This window comes from Photobacterium sp. SKA34 (genome assembly GCF_000153325.1).
In the GTDB taxonomy this organism is placed as follows: domain Bacteria; phylum Pseudomonadota; class Gammaproteobacteria; order Enterobacterales; family Vibrionaceae; genus Photobacterium.
This window is the reverse complement of sequence record NZ_CH724146.1, coordinates 130,594-155,434: the sequence shown is the minus strand read 5'-3', so window position 1 is coordinate 155,434 and position 24,841 is coordinate 130,594. Positions and strand designations below refer to the sequence as shown.

The following is a 24,841-nucleotide window of genomic DNA, read 5'->3' as shown; positions in this document are numbered from 1 at the left end:
TGATGGCCACGCTGTCTCCACCCGAGACTCAGTGAAATGAAATCGCAGTGAAGATGCTGCGTCCCCGCGGCTAGACGGAAAGACCCCGTGAACCTTTACTATAGCTTGGCACTGAACATTGACCCTACATGTGTAGGATAGGTGGGAGACGTTGAAGCAACCGCGCCAGTGGTTGTGGAGTCAATCTTGAAATACCACCCTTGTATGCTTGATGTTCTAACGTTGGCCCCTTATCGGGGTTACGGACAGTGCCTGGTGGGTAGTTTGACTGGGGCGGTCTCCTCCCAAAGAGTAACGGAGGAGCACGAAGGTGGGCTAATCACGGTCGGACATCGTGAGGTTAGTGCAATGGCATAAGCCCGCTTGACTGCGAGAATGACAATTCGAGCAGGTGCGAAAGCAGGTCATAGTGATCCGGTGGTTCTGAATGGAAGGGCCATCGCTCAACGGATAAAAGGTACTCCGGGGATAACAGGCTGATACCGCCCAAGAGTTCATATCGACGGCGGTGTTTGGCACCTCGATGTCGGCTCATCACATCCTGGGGCTGAAGTCGGTCCCAAGGGTATGGCTGTTCGCCATTTAAAGTGGTACGCGAGCTGGGTTTAGAACGTCGTGAGACAGTTCGGTCCCTATCTGCCGTGGGCGTTGGATGATTGAGAGGGGCTGCTCCTAGTACGAGAGGACCGGAGTGGACGAACCGCTGGTGTTCGGGTTGTGTCGCCAGACGCATTGCCCGGTAGCTAAGTTCGGAATCGATAACCGCTGAAAGCATCTAAGCGGGAAGCGAGCCTCAAGATGAGTCATCCCTAGACCTTTAAGGTCTCTAAAGGGTTGTTGAAGACTACAACGTTGATAGGTCAGGTGTGTAAGTGCTGCGAGGCATTGAGCTAACTGATACTAATTGCCCGTGAGGCTTAACCATACAACACCCAAGGGGTTTTTATACGGACTCCAAGTACACTTGAACGTGTAGAGAACAACTAGTTAGATTTTCCCAGATTGCTATTTATTGTCGATGACAATAAATAAAACAGAATTTGCTTGGCGACCATAGCGTTATGGACCCACCTGATCCCATGCCGAACTCAGTAGTGAAACGTAATAGCGCCGATGGTAGTGTGGGGTCTCCCCATGTGAGAGTAGGACATCGCCAGGCTTTAAATTTAAGATATTCGTTTTGAACTACGAATATCGGATAAAACGAAAGTTTTATCTCCGTGTGGAGCGGTAGTTCAGTTGGTTAGAATACCGGCCTGTCACGCCGGGGGTCGCGGGTTCGAGTCCCGTCCGCTCCGCCACTTTATTTAGACACAGTTAAGTCTTTAAAATAACTACAGGGGTGTAGCTCCAATTGGCAGAGCAGCGGATTCCAAATCCGCGTGTTGGGAGTTCGAATCTCTCCACCCCTGCCATATTCAAGAAAGCCTCGTCAGAAATGACGGGGCTTTTTTACGTCTGTATGATCCTGAATTCGAGTATAAAGAAAGCCCCACGATACAGTGAGGCTCAATAAGATTCATTGATAGTGATAAAAGTGACGTAGCCAACGCTCAGCTATCATTATTTCATCATCTTCACATAATGATTGAATACCTGGTTTAAATTGCGTGGTATCTTTAATTAGTTTTAATCCAGCAAGCATGTGAGCCGCTTCAAATAAATAAAGAGTTGGATCGCCCATCCCTGTTTTAAAAGGTGTATTTGCTGATTCTCCCCCCGCAAAGAGATACACACTGTATCCATGACGTGTCTTATATTCTTTAGTTAAACTATTGGTTTTCACTTCGGTGAGTACACCATGTTGCAATAACTCAGGCAAATGAAGTTCATCATCAGCAGAGGTAACTGTGCTGATAAACATTGGTTGCGAGAGAGCGTCAATCATCTCAGGTGTAATCGATTGATTTCCGGTGCAACAAAACAACATATTACAATGTTCGACTAAATATTTAATTGAACAAGCTTGAATACCGTCACGAGGAAACTGCGTTAATCTTCTTGGGTCGATATCAGTAACATGAATATTGGTAATGCCTTTAGCTTTAAGGTGCTTTATCACACCACGACCAAGATTTCCTGCACCGATCACGCCTGCTTTTAGAAAGCCTGAGTTATTGATTTTAAGACCAAACTCTTCTCGTAGTATTTGATCTGAATAATGAACAATACATTCAGAAGCTTCAAAATCTGCAGGTGCTTTGATACTAAGATGGGAAACAGAGATAAGAGGCTTAGAAATGGGTTTATTAATATATTTTTTTAAGCCATTCGCGGTTAACTCAGTAATTCCAATGCATTGTTCTTTAAAGGTTTGGCAAATATGTGTGATAGAAGATGAAAAGTATCCACCGTGATCAAGAATAAGGAAAGGTGTGTCAGGAGTAATATGCTGACGGATAAGCATCTCACAATGCTCAATATTTTTTAAGTAAGCTTTATTATTATGAGTAGAGACAACATGGCAACGTGGGATTTTTCTTATCGTAGTGAGTAGCTCAGGGTTTGCACCTACAGTGGCATCTTTGGGAATAAATATAAGTTTGTCAGCGAGCTCGGCAAGAACGTTAATATAGGGTAAAGAGCCTTCATAGCAATGCATGACAGAAAAAATCACAAGATTATTAGGGAGAGCATATTCTTGTGAGAGTTTTTTTAGAAATTGATAACCATGATCAGCATAAAAATCAGCACAATATGAATGCGTTAATATTGGACTCAGCACTACTGTTTTTCCTTGAAAAATGCACTAATAAAAACGAGCTAAAGTAAGTTATCTACATAGCTATCATTAAAAAGCTGTAGTAAAGCATGCAATAGAGGCTCTTGCTCACGCGACTGTTTACAACATAAACCTAAACTCATCGGCTCTATTGATTCGGTGTTAAATCGTTGTACTTTATCACTAACAGGGCTGTTGTTTATAACGACATCGGGCGCTATGCCTACACCACAGCCAAGTGCAACCATACTAACAATAGCTTCATGTCCTGAGATTTGGGCATAAATAGAAGGGGTTATTTTCTTTTTCTTAAACCATTTATCAGCACGGGTTCGCGCAGGTCCTGATTCTGGCAGTATAAAAGATAAAGATTTCCAGTCTGGATCATGATTTAAGCTTTTTTGTAATGTTGGTGATGATATTAATGGCCCAATCAACGACATCTGGATCTGATCAACTTCGATGTAAGTTAATTTAGACGGTAAGAGATCAGGTTTGGCGGCAATGGCGATATCGACATCACCGGATAGGACTTTCTCTATTGCGAGTGCAGGATCCCCGGTTTGAAGTTGAATTTCGATATGGGGATAAATGACGCGAAACTTATTTAATATATTGGGGAGGTGACTATAACTTGCAGTCACTGAGCAAAAGAGGGTTAATTTTCCTTGTAGCTGAGACTGATCTTCCTGCAACTCACTTTTTAATTCGAACCAATTACTCACAATTAAAGACGCAACGGGAAGCAATTTCTTTCCAGCTAGCGTTAATTCAACACTGCGATTATCACGCATAAATAGGCTTTGACCTAACTCCCCTTCAAGACGCTGAATAACGCGGCTTAATGCCGAAGGACTGATGTGCATGGCCTGCGCCGTTTGGCTGAAGTTATGGGATTCACAAAGGTGAAGAAATAGTTGCAGATTTTTAATATTCATCATCCATGTTGCATAATTTGCAATTAGTTGTTGTGAATATAGCACTTTGCGCAACAAATTACCTGATCTACTATCAGTTTATTCGACAGTAAAGATGTCGACCCAAGGATATATTTTCACGGAGTTTGTTGTTATGGCTAATTATTTTAATACCCTGAACCTACGTCAGCAGTTAGATCAACTAGGTCGCTGTCGCTTTATGGATCGTGCAGAGTTTGCAACAGAAGCTGATTACCTTAAAGGTAAAAAAGTAGTGATTGTTGGTTGTGGTGCGCAAGGTCTTAACCAAGGTCTTAACATGCGTGACTCTGGTCTAGATGTCTCTTATGCGCTACGCCAAGCGGCGATTGATGAGCAACGTCAATCATTTAAGAACGCAAAAGAAAATGGGTTTGAAGTAGGTAGCTACGAGCAACTGATCCCACAAGCTGATTTAGTGGTAAACCTAACTCCAGATAAGCAGCACACGAATGTTGTTGAAACGGTTATGCCATTGATGAAGCAAGGTGCATCACTGGGTTACTCTCACGGTTTCAACATCGTTGAAGAGGGGATGCAAATTCGTAAAGACTTAACCGTTGTTATGGTTGCACCTAAGTGTCCAGGTACAGAGGTTCGTGAAGAATATAAGCGTGGTTTTGGTGTTCCAACACTGATTGCTGTTCACCCTGAAAACGATCCACAAGGTGATGGCCTTGAAATTGCTAAAGCATGGGCGGCAGCGACGGGTGGTCACCGTGCAGGCGTACTTGAGTCTTCATTCGTTGCAGAAGTGAAATCTGATCTAATGGGTGAGCAAACGATCCTGTGTGGCATGCTACAAGCAGGCTCAATTGTTTGTTACGAGAAGATGATTGCTGATGGCATCGCACCTGAATACGCAGGTAAGCTTCTGCAGTACGGTTGGGAAACGATCACTGAAGCGCTGAAGTTTGGTGGTGTTTCTCATATGATGGATCGTCTATCAAACCCTGCTAAAGTAAAAGCGTTTGACCTATCGGAAGAGCTAAAAGATCTGATGCGTCCACTTTACAACAAGCACATGGATGACATTATCTCTGGCCACTTCTCTAGCACGATGATGGCTGACTGGGCGAACGATGATGCTGATCTTCTTGGCTGGCGTGGTGAGACCGCTGAAACACAATTCGAAAACTACCCATCTTCTGATATTCAAATCAGTGAGCAAGAGTACTTTGATAACGGCATCATTATGGTTGCTATGGTACGTGCAGGTGTTGAACTGGCATTTGAAGCAATGACAGCATCAGGCATTATTGATGAGTCAGCATACTACGAGTCACTACACGAACTACCGCTTATTGCAAATACCATTGCACGTAAGCGTCTGTACGAGATGAACGTGGTTATTTCTGATACAGCAGAGTACGGTAACTACCTATTTGCAAACGTAGCAACACCATTACTACGTGAGCAATTTATGCCGAAAGTAGCGACGGATGTGATTGGTAAAGGCTTGGGTGAGACATCTAACTTTGCTGATAACCAGAAGCTAATTGAAGTGAACGAAGCACTACGTAATCACCCAGTGGAAGTGATTGGTAAAGAGCTACGTGGTTACATGAAAGACATGAAGCAAATCGCTGTTGGCGGTTAATTTTAGCGTCGACTAAATAGAAAGAAGCCCGGTTGATACCGGGCTTTTTAGTCTCTGAATTTTAAAATTAAGCGTTGTCGTTTTTCTCTTCAGCATCAAGTTTTGCTTCAAGCTCTGCCATTTTTTGCTCAAGATCATTAAGCTTCTGGCGAGTACGAAGGAGAACCTGAGTTTGCACATCAAATTCTTCACGGTTCACGACGTCTAATTTACCTAATTGCGCTTGGATCACTTGTCGTACTTTTTGCTCAACATCGTTGCCGAGCTCTTTTACTGGCTGTGGCATTGCGTCTTGAATTTGCTTAGCTACTTGCTCAAGCTTCTTTGGATCAAACATGATTCGCTTACTCCGTTGCGAGAATCGTTATTCTTCTATTGTAATCGTCGTACTAGCTAAAATAAAAGGGCGCGGAAGTTCCAGCGCCCTTTTTCATTTATTTATTTCTTAGAAATGGCTATCTGTAGCATCGTCATCTTCAACGAATACAGGTAGTGGTTTGTGTTCGCTTGCTAGGAATGTATAGATAACTGGCAGAACAAACAAGGTAAACAATGTACCTATAGAAAGACCTGCAACGATAACGATACCAATACTAAAGCGAGAGACTGCACCTGCGCCTGATGCGTAAAGTAGTGGAATCAAGCCTGCAATCATCGCACATGTGGTCATTAGGATTGGACGAAGACGGATCTTCGCGGCTTCCATGACCGCTTCTAAGCGATTTTTACCATGATATAACTGCTCTTCTTTTGCCACTTCACAGATCAAGATACCGTGTTTGGTTATCAAGCCTATCAGGGTTATCAAACCGATCTGCGAGTAGATATTCAAGGTCGTCGCCCCCCACGCCAGTGCGATTAACGCACCACAAATAGCAAGTGGAACTGAGACAAGAATAACCAGCGGATCGCGTAGAGATTCAAATTGAATCGCAAGTACTAGGAAGATAACAGCCAATGCTAAACCGAAGGTTGCGTATAGTGCATTACCTTCTGTTACGTACTGACGGCTCTCACCAAGATAGTTGTAGCTATAACCTTTAGGGAGAACTTTCGCCGCTTCAGTATTTAACCAACTTACTGCTTCACCCATGGATGTGCTTGGAGCTAATACGCCACTGATGGTTGCTGAGTTTTGCTGATTAAAGCTTGGTAACGTTGGTGGGGTTGATTTCACCGTGATGGTTACTAAGCTACCTAGCGGGATCAGATCGCCAGTATTGGTTTTCACGTAATAGTTGTTTAAATCATTTGGATTAAAACGATTTTTACGCTCAACCTCTGGGATCACCTTGTATGAACGACCCAAGATATCAACACGGTTAATATCACCGCCAGCAAGCATGGTACTTAATGTGTTACCGATCGATTGCATCGTTACACCATAAGCGCCTGCTTTATCTTTGTTGATATTGATCTTCATATCAGCCGAGTCGTACTTCAAGTTGAGATCTGAAAACACGAACATCGGGTTGTCTTTCACCTTAGTCAGCATTTCAGACGCCACTTGGAACAAACTTTTAAAGTTGTTCGGCGTGGTGATCACAAACTGAACAGGGAAGCCTGCCCCCGCACCCGGTAAGCTTGGCATCTGGAACGCAGCCACTGACATTTGAGGAATGTCTTTAATTTTCTTCGCTACATCATTAGCCACTTCTGCTTGACTTTGGTCGCGCTCACTCCAAGGTTTCAAGGTGGCTAGACCAAAGGCTTGGTTAGATGCAGGGATACCGGAGAATACTTGCGCATACTCCACGCTCTTTTGATTGGTTAGCACCTTATTCACTTGGTTCATGGTGTCTTCAATGTAATCCAAGTTTGCGTTTGATGGCGCATTACCTTGGAATACCACCACACCGCTATCTTCTGCAGGTGCAAGTTCACTTGGAATGAATTTGAATAAGAACGGCAGGCTCACAAATGCACAAATTGCAAATACAATCACGACTGAGCGCATCTTCATGATGCCGCCTACCATTTTTTCATAGCGTAGGGTGAGTCGATCAAGAAAGCGATGTACTGCTTGTTCAAACTTATTCGGCGCTGCGTTTTCTTTCAGGAAGTGGGCACACATTACTGGCGATAATGTTAGTGCGATGATCCCTGAAATAAATACGGCGCCCGCGAGTGTTAGTGCAAACTCTTTAAACAGCGAGCCAGTTAAGCCACCCATTAATGCGATAGGTGCGTACACCGCGCCTAGGGCGATAGTCATCGAAATCACCGGAATGGCAATTTCACGAGTACCAATGATGGCTGCACGGAAAGGGCTTTGTCCCATTTTCATGTGACGCTCAACGTTTTCAAGTACCACTATGGCGTCATCCACCACCAGTCCGATGGCGAGTACCATGGCCAGTAGTGTCATGAGGTTCCAAGAAAAACCAAATAGCTGCATCACCAGCGCCACACCAACCAGTGATAGCGGAATCGTGATGATTGGGATCAGTACTGAACGTAGCGAACCGATAAATAGAGCGATCACCACCAATACAATCATGGCCGCTTCAAGAATGGTTTTAATCACCTCATGAATAGAATCGTTGATCGCAATCGTTGAATCGTACATCACCGTCATTTTGATGGTACTTGGCATGTTACGTTTAATGGTTGGCAGTAGTTTGAGTACATCAGCGGATATGTCAATCGGGTTGGCACTCGGTGCTGCTTCAATGGCAGCTACCACGGCTTCTTGACCATTTGCTGTCGCACGGTAGGTATCACTTTCTTTTGATAACGTCACTTTAGCGATGTCACCTAAGCGAGTGACTTGACCATCTTTACTAGTAACAACTAGCTTTTCTAGTGTTTCAGGACTATTTGATTGCGTGTTAGCACTACCGTTATAAAGCACAAAGTCGTTTTTCGCTTGACCAACTGCAGACTGGTAGTTATTGGCTTTGAGTACTTGAATAACATCAGTTGCTGATAAGTTAAATGCCGCCATCTTTTGTGGATCTAACCAAACGCGAAGGGCGTAAGGGACACCACCGTACATATCGACTTTAGATACACCGCTAACGGTAAATAACTGCGGTTTAACTACTCGCTCAAGGTAGTCATTGATTTGACTCGAGTTTAAGCTATTACTGGTGAAACCTAGGTAAAGCACACCGGTATTACCACCTGTTGATAAGGTGATGGTCGGATCTTGGGTTTCTGTTGGTAGTTGTGAACGTACTGAATTTACCTTCGCCAGAATATCAGCCAATGCTGCATTTGGGTTGGTATTCAATTTCATTTGTACCGTAATTGTCGACATCCCCAAGGTACTTTGGGCGCTGATGTAGTCAATATTATCGGCTTGGGCAATGGCTTGTTCTAAGGGCTGAGTAATAAAGCCCTGCATCAGATCGGCACTTGCACCGTAGTAAGCTGTGCTTACGGTTACTACGGTGTTGGTCATTTCTGGATACTGTCGAACCTGCATTTTGAAAATCGCCTGAAATCCTAGCAATGCGATCATTAAACTGATCGAAATCGCGAGGACTGGGCGTCTGATAAATATATCAGTAAAGCGCATACTGAGTGTTCTCCAATTACAACAGTGGGGTTACGGCTGGAGCTTTAAGTGCATCATTTTCAACGACATGTACTAGCGTCTTATTACTTAAACGGATTTGACCTGTAGTAACAATTTGCTCGCCAGCTTTAATGCCTGAAAGAATACGCACTTTATTACCGTGGTTTTGACCTGTTGTTACGACTGTTTGAATGGCACGTAATTTGCCATCAACTTCTTTTAGTACGTAAATAGTGTCACCGTATAAGGTGTAAGTGATCGCCGTTTGTGGAACGATGATTTGATCGCTAATGGTTGGTAGGATCACACGAGCACGGGCAAACATACCGCTACGTAGCTTACCGCCACTATTTGGAATATCTGCTTGTACTTGGATTAGGCCTGTCTGGGCGTTTACCGCAGGCTCGATCGCTGTGATTTGGCCTTTGAAGTCGGTATCTTGGTAAGCATCAACATTGATATCTACCGTTTGACCAATTTTAATCTTAGAAATATCGGTTTGCGGCACAGTGAAACGGAAACGCATGGTACGGGTATCTTCGAGGCGAACAATTTGCGTCCCCGGTTGAATATACTGACCTAGGTAAACATTACGTAAACCAACTTCGCCATCAAACGGTGCAACGATATCACGACGTTGAATCGATTCTTCTAGCGATTTGATTTGTGAAACAAGAGCGAAGTAGTTTGCTTTTGCTTCATCAAGGCTTGATTTCGATACAGAACCTTTACGGAAAAGATCTTGATAACGTTTGTAGGTTGCTTCAACCGCAGGCAGCTGAGCTTTAGTACTTTGTAGGCTAGAGACTTCTACATTAGAGTTAATTGATACTAACTCTTGACCGGCTTTAACACGCTGACCTGATTCAAATGCAATTTTGCTGATCACACCCGAGGCTTCAGAAGTTAGTGTTACACCTTGTACTGGTTCAATAAAACCAATCGCTTGAATGGCTGGATACCAGTTTTCGCCTTTAGTAGTCATCGCTGTTACTGGATAATTGGGTTCTGGCATATTTGCCATGTACTCTGCGATTTTTTTCTGTTTGAACAAGTTGAAACCAATGACGCTCCCGAATAACAGGAAGATAAGAAGTAACACGACTATCCATTTTTTCATTGTAAAGTTTGCTCCGGTTTTACGCATTAATGCAGAATGATGGCATCCCACGAAGCATTAATTACTGCTTCAAGTTCGTCATCGTTGATCTGTAAACCACCATTGATTTGACGTCGAGCTAGGTTACAACTCGTCTCAAGGCTCAAAATACTCAGAACCTCGTTATCAATATTTTTAAATAAGCCGCAGGCTTTTCCTTCATTGAACATAGTTGCTACCGAAGAAAACAATTTTTGGCTTAAGTGCTTCTGCTCTTGTCTACTGCGACAAGGTAGATTTTGGAACTGACCCCGAATGATCAATGGGGCATTACCATTTAGTGTCATATGCCATAAATTAAGCCACATTGTTCGATAACGTTGCTTAATCGGCATTGTATCGACAACATTGTGGCTAATTTGAGCAGCGATATAATTTAAAATATGATCATGTAATTGGTTGAGTAAGTCGTCTTTATCGTTGAAGTAACGATAAATGGTTCCTGCTGCAACATTGGCTTCTTTAGCTACCATTTGCATTGAAAGGCCATGAAAACCAAATTCGGCAAGTAGCTTTTCTGTCGCTGTCAATATACGTATTTTTTTCTCATTCATAGTAGTAATCATATTTGGGTGTGCAATGAATGAACGATCGTTCATTATTGTAGATAGTCGTTCTTGATACGCAAGTTTTTAATATAACTTTTGCACAATATTCATTGATTATTCAGTTAAAGATATATGTGTGGTGAATGGTAACTTTGACGTTTTTTGTTAGAAGTTATAGGTATTGCCGTTATAAGGAATTTAAAGTAAAAAAAAGCGCATACCTAAAGGCATGCGCTATTTGTTTTTCGGAGTAAGTATTACTCGGCTACTTGCTCTTTATTGTCGGTATTCTTCTTTTTTCTGCGGCTGAAAATACGCTCAACCACCACAAAGAATATTGGAATAAAGAAGATCCCTAGGAATGTCGAACTTAACATACCGCCAAGTACAGCAGTACCAATCGCATTCTTACCGCCAGAGCCAACACCGGTACTGATTGCCAATGGCACAACACCTAGACCAAATGCCAGTGATGTCATGATAATCGGGCGAAGACGTACACGAACGGCATGGAGTGTTGCTTCAACTAGTCCAGCACCTTTTTCGTAGTACTCTTTAGCAAATTCGACAATCAAGATGGCGTTCTTAGTCGCCAAGCCAACGGTAGTTAACAGACCAACTTGGAAGAACACATCATTTGGCATCCCACGAGCGTTCATTGCCAGTAGTGCACCGATGATCCCTAGAGGTACCACTAAGATTACGGCAAAAGGAACAGACCAGCTTTCATACAAGGCTGCAAGTACTAAGAATACGACTAAGATAGATAACGCATACAGCATAGGTGCTTGGTTACCGGATAGACGCTCCTCATAGGATAAGCCATTCCACTCAATACCGAAGCCCGGTGGTAATTGCTTCACCATCTCTTCAATATCAAGCATTGCCTGACCGGTACTATAACCTGCAACCACGCTGCCTTGAATATTGACCGCAGGAGTTGCATTGAAGCGCTCAAGTCTAGGCGACGCGTATTTCCATTCACCTGTCGCAAATGCGGAGAATGGCACCATTTCACCTTTATTGTTACGGACATACCATGTATCTAAATCCGTTGGCTTCATACGGTATTGTGCATCACCTTGTACGAACACTTTTTTCACGCGTCCACGGTCGATGAAGTCATTCACATAAGAACTACCCCAAGCGGTACTTAACACTTGATTCACTGACTGAATATTAATGTCGAGAGCACGAATTTTCGCTTGGTCAATGTTGATTTGGTACATCGGTGCGTCTTCCTGACCATTAGGACGGACACCTACAAGGTTTTTATTCTTCGCGGCCATCCCTAATAGCTGGTTACGTGCTGCGATCAGCTTATCGTGTCCTTGACCGCTTCTATCTTGGAGATAGAAGTCAAAACCACTGGCAGTACCCAATTCAATCACCGCAGGTGGCGCAAATGAAAACACCAATGCATTTTTGATTTGATGGAAGTAAGCCATTGAGCGGCCAACGATAGATTTTACATCCATACCTGGTAACTGACGATCTGACCAATCTTTCAAACCAATGAATGCCATCCCCATGTTTTGACCACTACCGGCAAAACTAAAGCCTGATACACTAAATACACTAGCGACAGTATCTTTTTCTTCATTTAGATAGTAGTTGGAGACTTTATCCATCACCTCTTGGGTTTGCTCTTGGGTCGAGTTAACAGGCAAAATAGCCTGACTAAACAAGATTCCCTGATCTTCATCTGGCAAGAACGAGGTAGGCATCTTCGAGAATACCCAACCAACCGCAACAGTTAGGCCAAGGAAGATAAACATCACCCGGATTGAACGTTTGATCATCGCCGCAACACTTGATTCATAGCGCTTGGTTAAGTTATCAAAGGTACGGTTAAACCAACCGAAGAAACCTTTTATCTCGCCATGTTCGATCGGTTTTAGCATGGTTGCACAAAGAGCAGGGGTTAATATTAATGCTACCATCACTGATAGAGCCATTGCCGTCACAATGGTTATCGAGAATTGACGATAGATAACTCCGGTAGAACCAGACATAAATGCCATCGGTACAAATACCGCAGACAAGGTCATGGCGATACCAACCAGTGCCCCTGTAATTTGATCCATCGACTTACGTGTAGCTTCAACAGCATTTAAGCCTTCTTCATGCATTACACGTTCAACGTTTTCCACCACCACGATGGCATCATCAACCAGCAAGCCTATCGCAAGTACCATCGCAAACATGGTTAAGGTATTAATGGAATAACCCGCCATGGAAAGTACTGCAAAGGTACCTAAAAGTACAACGGGAACAGCAATGGTAGGGATCAAAGTTGCACGGAAGTTCTGTAAGAACAGATACATGATGATAAACACCAGTGCAACTGCTTCAAACAGTGTATGAACAACACCTTCGATTGATTTTTCAACAAATGGAGTTGTATCGTACGGATAAACGGTTTCTAACCCCTCTGGAAAGAAAGGCTTTAGTTCGTCGATTTTTGCTTTTACTGCTTCCGCTGTTGCAAGGGCATTAGCCCCTGTAGCGAGTTTGATACCTAAACCACTGGCAGGTTTTCCGTTGTAGAATACTTGAACGGAGTAATCTTCTGCGCCTAATTCTACGCGAGCTACATCACCTAAATGTACTGTTGCACCAGAAGAATCAGATTTAACGATAATGTTTTTAAACTCTTCAGGTGTTTTCAAACGGCTTTGTGCCGAAACTGTAGCGTTTAATTCTTGACCCGGCAAAGAAGGCGCGGCACCTAACTGACCTGCAGAAATTTGCGCATTTTGCTCTTTAATCGCTGAAATGACATCAATACTGGTCAAGTTGTATTTAGTTAGTTTGAGTGGATCTAACCAGATACGCATCGCATACTGAGCGCCAAAGGTTTGGATTTCACCTACACCCGGAACTCGACTCATAGGATCAGCAACGTTCGAACTAATGTAGTCCGAAATATCGTTCTTATCCATTGAGCCATCTTTAGAATAGAAGCCAACAACCATCAAGAAAGATGAGCTTGATTTATTAACCTTAACACCTTGTTGTTGTACTTCGCTAGGTAATAGCGGAAGTGCAGACTGGAGCTTATTTTGCACCTGTACCTGAGCAATATCAGGATCGGCTTCGGCATTAAAGGTCAGGGTAATTTGTGTGTTACCAAAGCTATCACTGGTTGATGACAAGTAGCGCAGGTTATCAATACCTGTCATACGTTGTTCGATAACTTGAGTAACGGTATCTTCCATGGTTTTTGCGTTTGCGCCAGGGTAGCTAGCGCTGATCACCACCGTAGGCGGCGCAATACTCGGATACTGCGACACTGGCAATTTGATAATTGACAGTACCCCCGCAAGCATCACGATAATTGCGATCACCCAAGCAAAAATAGGGCGATCGATAAAGAAACGAGCCATATCTTATCTCTACTTTTTTGGTTGTGTGTTATTGGCTGTGGTCGGTTGAACCAAAGCGCCTGGACGGACTTTTTGTAAGCCATCAACAATGACTTGGTCACCGTCTTTTAAGCCTTTAGTGATACGCCATTGGTTATCAATCACTTGTGCTGTCGTTACAAGGCGAGATTCCACTTTGTTTTCGGCATTAACAACCATGACCGTTGCTTCGCCTTTACTATTACGGGTAACGGCTTTTTGTGGAACCATGATTGCTTTAGGATCGGTACCTGTGTTTAGCACTGCGCGAACATACATACCTGGTAGTAAAATACCTTCTGGATTTAGGAATTCAGCGCGTAATGTGACAGAGCCTGTATTAGGATCAACGTTGACTTCAGAAAATTGTAATATGCCGTGATGAGGATAAACCGAACCATCTTCTAGGATAAGCTCAACATCAGCATTCTGACTGGCTTGGAGTTCACCTTGCTTTAATGCCGCTTTCAAGCGTAGTAATTGCGCACTAGATTGAGCAATATCGACATTAATGGGATCTAACTGCTGAATCGTTGCCAGCACTTGAGCTTGCCCCGCATTAACTAATGCGCCGGGAGTAACAGAAGATTGACCAATACGACCTGAAATTGGGGCTTTAACTTTGGTATAATCCAAATTGATTTTGGCTGTATTGACGTTTGCTTTTGCAACTTCAAGTCCTGCGATAGCAACTTTATAGGCTGCTTGGTTATCATCGTTGGTTTGTTTGCTGAAAGCACCGCGTTCGACCAGTTTTTTACTACGAATAGATAATGCTTTTGCTGAATCAAGCGTTGCTTGTGCTTTAGCAAGTTCTGCTTTAGCACTTAAATAGGCAGCATTATAAGTTGCAGAGTCAATGTTATAGAGTGATTGGCCTTTCTTTACATCACTACCTTCGGTAAAACCACGGTTTGTGATAATGCCTGAAACTTGAGGACGAACTTCTGCTTCTAAATAAGCTTTGCTTCGGCCAGGTAATTCCACGCGGATTTCTTGTGGGTGAGATGTAATGGCTATAGTACCGACGGGGATACTTTTTGCTGCTTGTTGCGCAGTATTTTCTGCCGCATTTTGGTCACAAGCTGTTATCCATAGTGCCATACTGACAACCATGGCAATTTTTGCGATTTTCCGCATGAAATCTCCTAATTTTAAGCAATATAACCGAGCGTAAATATCCAAATTTATGGATTTACAATAGAATAACCACTATTTACCATTTTGTAACCTATGATAGCCGTTTAAACACAGAACGGTTATTTTTGGCATAAAATAGAGTTTCTATCTGGGAGTAATGTAGAAATCACTATTTATACCTATATGGAATTGTTAATCATTATGTATGATTTTTTGTGATTGGTCTGAGTTTTATTATTTGTCATGTGAATAAAATTCAGGTTTAAAATGCATGTATATGCACTTTTTTAAACGAGCGTCAGGATAACGAATGAAACTGAACCCAAGGCAAACAGAAGCAGTAAAATACGTTTCTGGGCCATGCTTAGTACTCGCCGGTGCAGGCTCTGGTAAAACTAGGGTAATCACTAATAAAATTGCTTATTTGGTGCAGCAGTGTGATTACAAAGCACGAAATATTGCCGCGCTGACCTTTACAAATAAAGCTGCACGTGAAATGAAAGAGCGTGTAGGGCAAACATTGGGACGTCAAGAATCGAAAGGGTTGATGGTTTCCACCTTTCACACTTTAGGTTTGAATATCATTCGTCGTGAATATAAGCATTTAGGCTTAAAATCCAGTTTTTCACTGTTTGATGATCAAGACCAAATGGCGCTTCTCAAAGAGCTCACCGAAGATGAGCTTGAAGGCGATAAAGATTTATTAAAGCAATTAATGTCCTCTATTTCTAATTGGAAAAATGACATGTTATCGCCAGCCGATGCGACTGCACACGCTCGTAGTGAACGCGATCAATTGTTTGCGCATTGCTATGAAATGTACCAGCGTCAAATGAAAGCCTATAACGCATTAGATTTTGATGATCTGATTTTAATGCCCGTCTTGTTGTTGCGAGATAACGCTGAAGTACGTAAACATTGGCAGAACCGTATTCGTTACCTGCTGGTGGATGAGTATCAAGATACCAATACCAGCCAATACTTATTTGTAAAACTATTGGTGGGTGAGCGTGCGCGCTTTACTGTGGTTGGTGATGACGATCAGTCTATTTACTCATGGCGTGGAGCGCAGCCAGAAAACTTAGGCTTGCTTAATAAAGACTTTCCTAGTTTAAAAGTGATCAAACTTGAGCAAAATTACCGTTCAACCAGCCGTATTTTGCGAACAGCGAATATTTTAATCGCTAATAACCCCCACTTATTTGAAAAAGCCCTTTTCTCTGAGATCCCTGATGGCGCGATGCTTAAGGTGATCACTGCGAAAAATGAAGAGCATGAAGCAGAAAAAGTGATTGGTGAACTCATTGCCCATCGCTTTATGAATAACACCGCTTATAAAGATTACGCGATCTTGTATCGAGGTAACCATCAGTCACGCTTGTTTGAAAAGTCGCTGATGCAAAACCGTATTCCTTATAAAATTTCAGGTGGCACATCTTTTTTCTCACGCTCTGAAATCAAAGACATCATGGCGTACTTACGCTTACTAACTAACCTTGATGATGACAACGCATTTTTACGTATTGTGAATACACCACGTCGAGAAATCGGCCCAGTGACACTTGAGAAGCTCGGGACATACGCCAACATGCGTGGCAAAAGCTTGTTTGCCGCGAGTTTTGAGATGGGGTTAGAGCAACACTTATCAGGTCGAGGCTTAGAATCACTACAACGCTTTACCCATTGGGTTAATCAATTAGCTGATAATGCTGAGCGTGGTGATACGGTAGCTGTTGTGCGTCAATTAGTTCGTGATATTCATTACGAAGATTGGCTATACGAAACCTCACCAAGCCCGAAAGCTGCTGAGATGAGAATGAAAAACGTCTCTGATTTATATAGTTGGATCACCGCTGATTTAGAAGGCGATAACTATGATAATGAAGAGAAAACTTTAAAAGAAGTAGTGCAACGTTTAACCCTACGCGACATGATGGAGCGAGGGGAAGATGATGACGATGCTGATCAAGTACAGCTTATGACGTTACACGCCTCTAAAGGGTTGGAGTTTCCTTATGTGTTCTTAGTGGGGACAGAAGAGGGGATCTTGCCGCATCAAACCAGCATTGATGAAGAAAACGTTGATGAAGAACGTCGTCTTGCTTATGTTGGGATAACGCGAGCACAACGCGAACTAATCTTTACTTTATGTAAAGAGCGTCGTCAGTATGGCGAGCTAATAAAACCTGAGCCAAGTCGATTCTTGTACGAATTACCACAAGATGATTTGGAGTGGGAAAGTGAGCGCAAACCCGTTTCTGCAGAAGAGCGGATGAACAAAGGGCAAGCGCATATTGCGAATATTCGCGCGATGTTTAAAAAGTAATCCTACTAAATAGTGCCCATATAAAGAGGGTGAGCATTAATAATGCTCACCCTCTTTATTTATGATTGAGAAATTTATAGTTGAGAAAAATTATAAGCCAGCAATCATGTGATCAATGGCGGCAACAATTTCTTCATCACTACAATCCATACAGGCACCTTTTGCAGGCATAGCATTAAAGCCATTAATAGCATGATCAGCTAACACATCTTTACCTTGGGCAATACGAGCAGACCAATCACCTGCATCGTCTTTTTTTGGTGCCCCCATAACACCTGGAGTGTGGCAAGAAGCACAAAAAGTATTATAAACGGCTTCACCACTACGAGGGCTTGCTGCTACTTCTACAGCAGGGGCTTCACCTTCTAGATATAATGAACCTACAGGTTTAATACGCTCAGCAATAGCTTCATCTGTCATGTCGTTAGCAACTGCGGGAGCTGCAATGGTGAATATGGCTACAGCAGCGAATATAAATTGTCGAAAAGAAAAGTCCATGGCGCTCACCTTATACTTCCAAATTGTATTTTTAGTTGCTTTTATCTTCTTCACTCGTGGCTAATGTTGAAATAGTGCTGCGAATATTTTTAAAATGATTATATTGTTATATCTTTGTTAGTATATCGGGTTGTACCGTAGGATCAAACTTGTGCGCTGTATTTGTATGATACGAATCAATAGTTATTTGAGCATAAAATCAGCGAGCGAGAGAAAAATGAAAAAAAACACTTGCCGAGAGGCGTTCTGATCCGTAATATTCACCCCCGTCGATAGGGCAAGGCGCCCGTAGCTCAGCTGGATAGAGCGTTGGCCTCCGGAGCCAAAGGCCGAAGGTTCGAATCCTTTCGGGCGCACCATTTAAATGGTCGTATTGGCGGAAGGTAATACATTGGTGGCTATAGCTCAGTTGGTAGAGTCCCGGATTGTGATTCCGGTTGTCGCGAGTTCAAGCCTCGTTAGCCACCCCATATTATAGAGAGTTGATACGTCAGCTTTCTGGCTTTTTAAAAGCCTGCTTGTTTATTCAAGTACACAGAATTAAGTCGGTGAATAGCGCAGTTTGGTAGCGCATCTGGTTTGGGACCAGAGGGTCGGGGGTTCGAATCCCTCTTCACCGACCACTTACAATGGTGGCTATAGCTCAGTTGGTAGAGTCCCGGATTGTGATTCCGGTTGTCGCGAGTTCAAGCCTCGTTAGCCACCCCATTATTTAGGTTATCTTGTTAAGAGACCTTGGCCTTGTAAGCCTAAAACATTGTCGGTGAATAGCGCAGTTTGGTAGCGCATCTGGTTTGGGACCAGAGGGTCGGGGGTTCGAATCCCTCTTCACCGACCACCATTAAGAAAACCGTATCGTAAGATACGGTTTTTTTTCGCCTTTAGAAAAGCTCAAGTAGCTCAGAGTTATTGATTAGAGCCCAAAAGGTCGGGTGTTCCCCTGATGTTAGAACCTTGCTTTTCATCGACTACCATTAAGAAAACCGTATCGAAAGATGCGGTTTTTTTCGTCTATAGAAAAGCCCAAGTAACTCTGCGTTATTGATTAAGCTCAAAGGAGCGGAGGCCCCTAATGACAGGGTGTCGCTTTTTATCGCTCCTAATTAAGGCTCGGTATCATAATAGTTAGGTTTTTTTCGTGACTATTCTGATTTTTCTTGGTTTTAGATATCAATATCATCGTAATTATTCGCTTTTATATCTAGTAAATTAAAACTTAATAGTTTTTAGTGTTACTTATTGTATTAAAAGCAGATTATGTTGTAACTATGTAAATGTTTGTTGTTGGTGTTGGTGATAAATTATTCATAACTTGTTTTTTCCTTTGTTTGGTGAGTGATGGGTTTGTGTGAAACTTTGCGCATTATTGCTGTAATAAAGAGGCGTTTTGTATTGATAATTCGCTTTGGTGTATATGTTTTTACGTATGATAGTGTTCGAATAATTATTCGATAGTTTGTATTCTTGATAGTTTTTTGCTTTGAAATGTTGATTTTATGTGAAATTTTTGACAGATTGATAGGCCGACATGCCATAGATGAATGTTCTGGTGTGGAAAGGATTCAAGTTTTTATATTGGCAGGAGCTGCCAAGCAATTGGGGTCGGTCATGGCTTTATTAGAAGTAAAAAACCTTCGGATAGAATATCCATCCCGCCATGGTGTTCATGCTGCGGTGAAATCATTATCGTTTTCTATTGAGCGCGGTGAAATAGTCGGCGTGGTGGGTGAATCCGGTGCGGGTAAATCAACCGTCGGTAATGCGGTGATTGATCTATTGAGTCCACCAGGGCAAATTGCCAATGGTGATGTGTATCTTGATGGGACGAAAATTTCAGGGCTAACGCCAGAGCAAATGCGTCAGGTGCGTGGTGCTAAAATTGGATTTATTTTTCAAGATCCAATGACATCGCTAAATCCGCTATTTACGGTTGAACAGCAACTCACTGAAACCATAGTAACCAATTTACAAGTCACTCAGCAGGAAGCGTACAAACGTGCATTAATGTTAATGGAGCAGGTGGGCATTCCACAACCGGAATTGCGAATTAAGCAATACCCTCACCAATTTTCAGGCGGTATGCGTCAACGTGTCGTGATTGCCATCGCGCTGGCAGGAGAGCCTGATTTAATTATTGCCGATGAACCGACAACAGCCTTAGATGTTTCGATTCAAGATCAAATTTTAACGCTGATCCGTGAGTTGTGTGTAGAGAAAAATGTGGGCTGTATGCTGGTTACTCACGATATGGGCGTTGTCTCGAATGTGACTGATCGCGTAGCAGTAATGTATCGTGGTGACTTAGTCGAGCTTGGCACCACAGAGCAAGTTTTACACCGTCCCGAGCATCCATATACCCAAAGCCTAATTTCAGCTGTTCCACGTTCAGATATTAAATTACAACGTTTTCCATTGGTGAATTATATCGAAGCGGCAGAAGAAACGCCGCCATTAGATGTTAAAAATCATTGGTTAGGACAGCGCCAAGAGCAACGTGATTATTCAGGCCCATTATTGAATGTAGAGAACGTGAGTTTGCGCTTCGTGACCAAAGATTCTTTCTTTGAAAGTCGTCGTGAATATGTTCAAGCCAATAATGATGTCAGTTTCCAAGTCTTTGAAGGTGAAACTTTTGGCTTAGTAGGGGAATCTGGCTCAGGTAAATCAACAATAGCCCGTGTGATTGCTGGTTTATATCCACCGAATGAAGGTCGGGTGACATTTGAAGGGATGGATCTAACGGCGCTGAAGAATGAAGCCGACCGTCGTCCTTTCCGTCGTCAGATGCAGATGGTATTTCAAAACCCATATACTTCGATGAATCCACGGATGCGTATCTTCGATATTATTGCAGAGCCTATCCGTTTTCATAAGTTAACTGAGAACGAAGCACAAACCCGTCAAATTGTGCATGATTTATTGGATCATGTTGGTTTAGGTCGTGCCTCTGGGGTGAAATATCCTCACGAGTTTTCAGGCGGTCAACGTCAACGTATTTCCATTGCTCGTGCCCTCGCAACACGTCCACGATTGTTGATTTGTGATGAGCCAACATCAGCACTGGATGTGTCTGTTCAAGCACAAATTTTGAATTTACTTAAAGATCTGCAAGACGAATTGAATTTGACCATGTTGTTTATCAGCCATGACTTACCCGTGATCCGCCAAATGTGTGATCGCATTGGGGTGATGCAAAAAGGTACTTTGCTGGAAGTAGCGAAAACTGAACAGCTCTTTACCGATCCTCAGCATGAATACAGCCAACATTTAATTTCACTGATGCCTGAATTTAAAGGGATTAGTCAAAATGGATTAAAGCGCGCTTAGTCCACATCAACAAACATTACTCGCGGGAGAGGTCCCGTGCATAAAGGAGTTATGCAATGAAAACCATCAAGAGCAAATTAGCCGTAGCATTGATTGCCGCGGGTTTAAGTTTTAGTGTCACTGCCGCAGAAATTAAACTGGGCTATGCCTCGGATCCTGTTTCATTAGATCCGCATGAGCAGTTATCAGGCGGTACGCTACAGCTATCTCATATGGTGTTCGATCCTCTTGTTCGTTTTACCCAGGATATGGATTTTGAGCCGCGTCTAGCTGAAAGCTGGGAGCGTGTTGATGATCACACGTTCCGCTTCAAATTGCGTCAAGGGGTAAAATTCCATTCGGGTAATCCACTCACAGCTGACGATGTGGTATGGACATTTAATCGTCTGCAAGATTCGGCAGACTTTAAAAAGATCTTTGCACCGTACTCTGAAATGAAGAAAGTGGATGATTACACGGTTGAATTGATCTCGAAAGGAACCTATCCACTGGTTCTACAAACCGCGACATATATTTTCCCAATGGACAGTAAGTTTTACACTGGTAAAACTGCTGAAGGCAAAGATAAAGCGGAAATTGCGAAACACGGTAACTCATTTGCTTCTACCAATCTTTCAGGTACCGGTCCATTTATCGTTACAGAGCGTGAGCAAGGGGTAAAAGTTGAATTTACCCGTAATGCGAATTATTGGGATAAAGCATCAAAAGGTAATGTTGATAAGTTAACACTATTGCCTATCAAAGAGGATGCAACACGTCTTGCAGCGTTGCTTTCTGGCGGTGTTGATATGATTGATCACGTTGCACCTAATGATCATAAACGTTTGAAAGAAGCGAAAGATGTTGATCTGGTGACACTACCGGGTACCCGTATCATCTCGTTTCAAATGAACCAGAACAGCAATGAAGCGTTGAAAGATGTACGCGTACGCCAAGCGATTGTACATGCGATTAACAACGAAGGCATCGTGAAGAAAATCATGAAAGGCTTTGCGACTACGGCAGGTCAACAGAGCCCTGCCGGTTACCAAGGTTACAATGCTGATTTAGTACCGCGTTACGATGTGAAAAAAGCTAAAGAATTAATGAAAGAAGCAGGCTATGCCGACGGCTTTACATTAACCATGATGGCACCAAATAATCGTTATGTGAACGATGCAAAAGTAGCGCAAGCTGTAGCGGCGATGCTGTCTAAAATTGGCGTGAAAGTCGATCTCAAGACCATGCCAAAAGCGCAATACTGGCCTGAATTTGATAAGTGTGCGGCAGACATGATGATGATTGGTTGGCATGCCGATACTGAAGATTCAGCAAACATGACTGAGTTCTTAACCATGACGCGTAATGAAGAAACGGGTCAAGGTCAGTACAACTGTGGTTTCTACTCTAACCCTGAAGTTGATAAGTTAATTGAAGCGGCGAACGTTGAAACCGATCAAAGCAAACGTAAAGCAATGCTACAGAAAGTAGAAGCAACGTTGTACAACGAAGCGGCATTTGTCCCACTGCACTGGCAGAGCCTTGCATGGGGCGCGCGTTCAAATGTTCACGCGGCCGATATTGTTAATCCAATGGAACAGCCTTACTTTGGCGATCTTGTGGTCGATGAAAAGTAAGTAATGTTATAGCGAAAGCGACAGTGCCGGAGCTTGCTCCGGCACTTTTTCAGGAAGAAAGAGAAGGGGCAGGGAATGTTTACGTTTCTGGTCAAGCGCCTGTATCAGGCACTGATAGTGATGTTTGTGATCAGTTTGGTGGCCTTTGCCATTCAAGATAACCTTGGCGACCCATTACGAGAGTTGGTGGGGCAATCTGTATCAGAAGCTGAACGACAACAATTACGTGATGATTTAGGACTTAACGATCCGTTTATCACTAAGTACAGCCGATTTTTAGCGAATGCGGTACAAGGCGATCTTGGCACGTCTTATACCTTTAAAAAGCCTGCCACAGAAGTGATTTTAGACAAGTTAGTCGCCACCTTAGAATTAGTTTTTGGTGCCACTATTATTATTGTCTTGGTCTCTATTCCGCTTGGGGTGTATTCCGCGATTCATCCCAATAGTTTCTTAACCAAAGCCATTATGGCGTTCAGTAGTATTGGTATATCAATTCCCGTTTTCTTAACTGCCATTATGTTGATGTACGTCTTTTCTATTGAGCTAGGTTGGTTACCTTCGTTTGGGCGAGGTGAAACCGCCAACTATTTAGGTTGGGAATCGGGGTTCTTTACCCTTGATGGCTTAAAGCACCTTGTGCTGCCATGTGTAGCCTTAGCGTCGATTATGTTGCCGTTGTTTATTCGTTTAGTACGCTCTGAAATGTTAGAAGTGTTGAGCTCTGAATACATTAAGTTTGCGAAAGCGAAAGGGCTACCGATGAAAAAGGTCTACTACCAACACGCCTTAAAAAATACCATGCTGCCAGTATTAACGGTTGGTGGGGTGCAGATTGGTACCATGATTGCTTACACCATTTTGACTGAAAGTGTATTCCAATGGCCAGGCACAGGATTGCTCTTTTTAGATGCCATTAACCGTGTTGATACCCCACTTATCACAGCTTACGTAATTTTTGTTGGCTTGATCTTTGTTGTGACTAATACCATCGTCGATTTGCTCTATGGATTGGTTAACCCGACTGTAAACCTGACTGGCAAGGGAGAGTAAGTCATGAGTAATACACTAGCTGCACCAAGCCGTTGGGAGCGTTTTAAAAACTCCGATATTTTGTATTATTTTAAGAAAGACAAAGTGGCGATGGTGTGCTTCGCTGTCTTTCTAACGTTTGCCACTACGGCATTGTTTGCACCGTTTATAGCGCCGAGTAATCCGTATGATTTAGCGTCGATAGATATTATGGATTCAGAATTACCGCCATCATGGATGGAAGACGGTGATGAAAACTTCTTACTTGGCACCGACGATCAAGGCCGTGATATTTTATCGACCATGCTCTATGGTGCGCGTTTATCCCTAACGATTGGTTTACTTGCTGTTGCACTGCAAATGACACTGGGGATCGTGATTGGCTTAACTGCGGGTTATTATGGTGGCCGTGTTGATAGCTTCTTGATGCGTATTGCTGATGTGCAGTTATCATTCTCGACCATGATGGTAGCGATCATCGTTTCTGCGATTTTCCGTACTGCATTAGGTGCTGAAACCTATGCGCAATATGCGGTGATCATGCTGGTGATGATCATTGGTATTGCTGAATGGCCTCAGTATGCACGTACAGTGCGAGCTTCGGTATTAGCCGAGAAGAAGAAAGAGTATGTTGAAGCGGCAAAAGTCATGGGCTTTAGAGCGCCACGTATTATGTTCCGTCATATTCTACCAAACTGCTTATCACCGATCTTAGTGATTTCAACGGTGCAGGTGGCGAATGCCATTATGTCAGAAGCGGCCTTGTCATTCTTAGGCTTAGGTCTGCCGGTGGATCAGCCATCATTGGGTTCACTGATCAGTATCGGCTTTAAATATATTTTCTCTGGCGCGTGGTGGATCACCGTCTTCCCAGGTATTTTGCTGGTGGTATTAGTGCTGGTAATCAACTTGTTAGGTGATTGGTTACGGGACGTGTTTAACCCGAAGATTTATAAAGGCTAATGAGCTGACGTTTAGATAGTAAAA

General features: G+C 43.0%; 15 protein-coding genes, 7 tRNA genes, 1 rRNA gene and 1 other annotated feature. Of the genes, 14 read left to right on the top strand and 9 right to left on the bottom strand.

Features of this window, described 5'->3' with window-relative positions:
- Positions 1-39 precede the first annotated feature (39 nt).
- Positions 40-912: a sequence feature (23S ribosomal RNA rRNA prediction is too short), on the top strand.
- A gap of 131 nt (positions 913-1,043) precedes the next feature.
- From rrf to SKA34_RS21545, 3 genes are all read left to right on the top strand, one after another.
- Positions 1,044-1,159 (top strand): 5S ribosomal RNA (gene rrf, locus SKA34_RS21555).
- Between the two features lie 65 nt (positions 1,160-1,224).
- A tRNA-Asp gene (locus SKA34_RS21550) sits at positions 1,225-1,301 on the top strand.
- A 37-nt stretch (positions 1,302-1,338) separates the two neighbouring features.
- Positions 1,339-1,415: transfer RNA gene (locus SKA34_RS21545), tRNA-Trp, on the top strand.
- Between the two features lie 104 nt (positions 1,416-1,519).
- Here SKA34_RS21545 and SKA34_RS21540 read toward each other — a convergent pair.
- Both SKA34_RS21540 and ilvY read right to left on the bottom strand, forming a co-directional pair.
- A complete protein-coding gene (locus tag SKA34_RS21540; RefSeq protein WP_006647531.1) occupies positions 1,520-2,725 on the bottom strand; it encodes an NAD(P)-binding domain-containing protein in 1,206 nt (401 codons plus the stop codon).
- A gap of 38 nt (positions 2,726-2,763) precedes the next feature.
- Positions 2,764-3,660 (bottom strand): HTH-type transcriptional activator IlvY, encoded by an 897-nt coding sequence (gene ilvY, locus SKA34_RS21535; protein ID WP_039861096.1) that lies wholly within the window; start codon positions 3,658-3,660, stop codon positions 2,764-2,766.
- Between the two features lie 133 nt (positions 3,661-3,793).
- Here ilvY and ilvC point away from each other — a divergent pair, with 133 nt between their 5' ends.
- Positions 3,794-5,278, top strand: coding sequence for a ketol-acid reductoisomerase (ilvC, locus tag SKA34_RS21530; protein ID WP_006647529.1), 1,485 nt, complete (start codon positions 3,794-3,796; stop codon positions 5,276-5,278).
- Positions 5,279-5,345: 67 nt separating this feature from the next.
- Here ilvC and SKA34_RS21525 read toward each other — a convergent pair whose 3' ends face one another.
- The 6 genes from SKA34_RS21525 to SKA34_RS21500 form a co-directional block, all read right to left on the bottom strand.
- Positions 5,346-5,615 carry an accessory factor UbiK family protein gene (locus SKA34_RS21525; RefSeq protein WP_006647528.1) on the bottom strand — a complete coding sequence of 90 codons (270 nt, stop codon included), beginning with the start codon at positions 5,613-5,615 and terminating at the stop codon, positions 5,346-5,348.
- 108 nt (positions 5,616-5,723) lie between these two features.
- Positions 5,724-8,801: a multidrug efflux RND transporter permease subunit gene (locus tag SKA34_RS21520; RefSeq protein ID WP_006647527.1), complete on the bottom strand. Its 3,078-nt coding sequence runs from the start codon at positions 8,799-8,801 to the stop codon at positions 5,724-5,726.
- Between the two features lie 16 nt (positions 8,802-8,817).
- Positions 8,818-9,921, bottom strand: coding sequence for an efflux RND transporter periplasmic adaptor subunit (locus SKA34_RS21515; RefSeq protein ID WP_039861094.1), 1,104 nt, complete (start codon positions 9,919-9,921; stop codon positions 8,818-8,820).
- 26 nt (positions 9,922-9,947) lie between these two features.
- A complete protein-coding gene (locus SKA34_RS21510; protein WP_006647525.1) occupies positions 9,948-10,559 on the bottom strand; it encodes a TetR/AcrR family transcriptional regulator in 612 nt (203 codons plus the stop codon).
- 206 nt (positions 10,560-10,765) lie between these two features.
- Positions 10,766-13,897 (bottom strand): efflux RND transporter permease subunit, encoded by a 3,132-nt coding sequence (locus SKA34_RS21505; RefSeq protein ID WP_006647524.1) that lies wholly within the window; start codon positions 13,895-13,897, stop codon positions 10,766-10,768.
- A gap of 9 nt (positions 13,898-13,906) precedes the next feature.
- The gene (locus tag SKA34_RS21500; RefSeq protein WP_006647523.1) at positions 13,907-15,055 is read right to left on the bottom strand and encodes an efflux RND transporter periplasmic adaptor subunit; all 1,149 of its coding nucleotides are present in this window, start codon (positions 15,053-15,055) and stop codon (positions 13,907-13,909) included.
- Positions 15,056-15,365: 310 nt separating this feature from the next.
- On the opposite strand from SKA34_RS21500, the gene rep reads away from it, so the two are divergent.
- Entirely contained in the window at positions 15,366-17,381 is a 2,016-nt protein-coding gene (gene rep, locus SKA34_RS21495) for a DNA helicase Rep (protein ID WP_006647522.1), read from the top strand.
- A 90-nt stretch (positions 17,382-17,471) separates the two neighbouring features.
- Here rep and SKA34_RS21490 read toward each other — a convergent pair whose 3' ends face one another.
- Entirely contained in the window at positions 17,472-17,879 is a 408-nt protein-coding gene (locus SKA34_RS21490) for a cytochrome c5 family protein (RefSeq protein WP_006647521.1), read from the bottom strand.
- 282 nt (positions 17,880-18,161) lie between these two features.
- Here SKA34_RS21490 and SKA34_RS21485 point away from each other — a divergent pair.
- The 9 genes from SKA34_RS21485 to SKA34_RS21445 all read left to right on the top strand — a co-directional run bounded on the left by SKA34_RS21485 (position 18,162) and on the right by SKA34_RS21445 (position 24,817).
- Positions 18,162-18,238: transfer RNA gene (locus tag SKA34_RS21485), tRNA-Arg, on the top strand.
- A 35-nt stretch (positions 18,239-18,273) separates the two neighbouring features.
- A tRNA-His gene (locus SKA34_RS21480) sits at positions 18,274-18,349 on the top strand.
- 76 nt (positions 18,350-18,425) lie between these two features.
- Positions 18,426-18,502: transfer RNA gene (locus SKA34_RS21475), tRNA-Pro, on the top strand.
- Positions 18,503-18,511: 9 nt separating this feature from the next.
- A tRNA-His gene (locus tag SKA34_RS21470) sits at positions 18,512-18,587 on the top strand.
- Between the two features lie 53 nt (positions 18,588-18,640).
- A tRNA-Pro gene (locus SKA34_RS21465) sits at positions 18,641-18,717 on the top strand.
- A gap of 770 nt (positions 18,718-19,487) precedes the next feature.
- A complete protein-coding gene (locus SKA34_RS21460) occupies positions 19,488-21,206 on the top strand; it encodes an ABC transporter ATP-binding protein (protein ID WP_006647520.1) in 1,719 nt (572 codons plus the stop codon).
- Positions 21,207-21,262: 56 nt separating this feature from the next.
- Positions 21,263-22,822 carry an ABC transporter substrate-binding protein gene (locus SKA34_RS21455; RefSeq protein WP_006647519.1) on the top strand — a complete coding sequence of 520 codons (1,560 nt, stop codon included), beginning with the start codon at positions 21,263-21,265 and terminating at the stop codon, positions 22,820-22,822.
- Positions 22,823-22,897: 75 nt separating this feature from the next.
- Positions 22,898-23,875, top strand: coding sequence for an ABC transporter permease (locus SKA34_RS21450; RefSeq protein WP_005372184.1), 978 nt, complete (start codon positions 22,898-22,900; stop codon positions 23,873-23,875).
- 3 nt (positions 23,876-23,878) lie between these two features.
- Positions 23,879-24,817, top strand: a complete 939-nt coding sequence (locus SKA34_RS21445) for an ABC transporter permease (protein ID WP_006647518.1) — start codon at positions 23,879-23,881, stop codon at positions 24,815-24,817.
- The last annotated feature ends 24 nt before the right edge of the window (positions 24,818-24,841 follow it).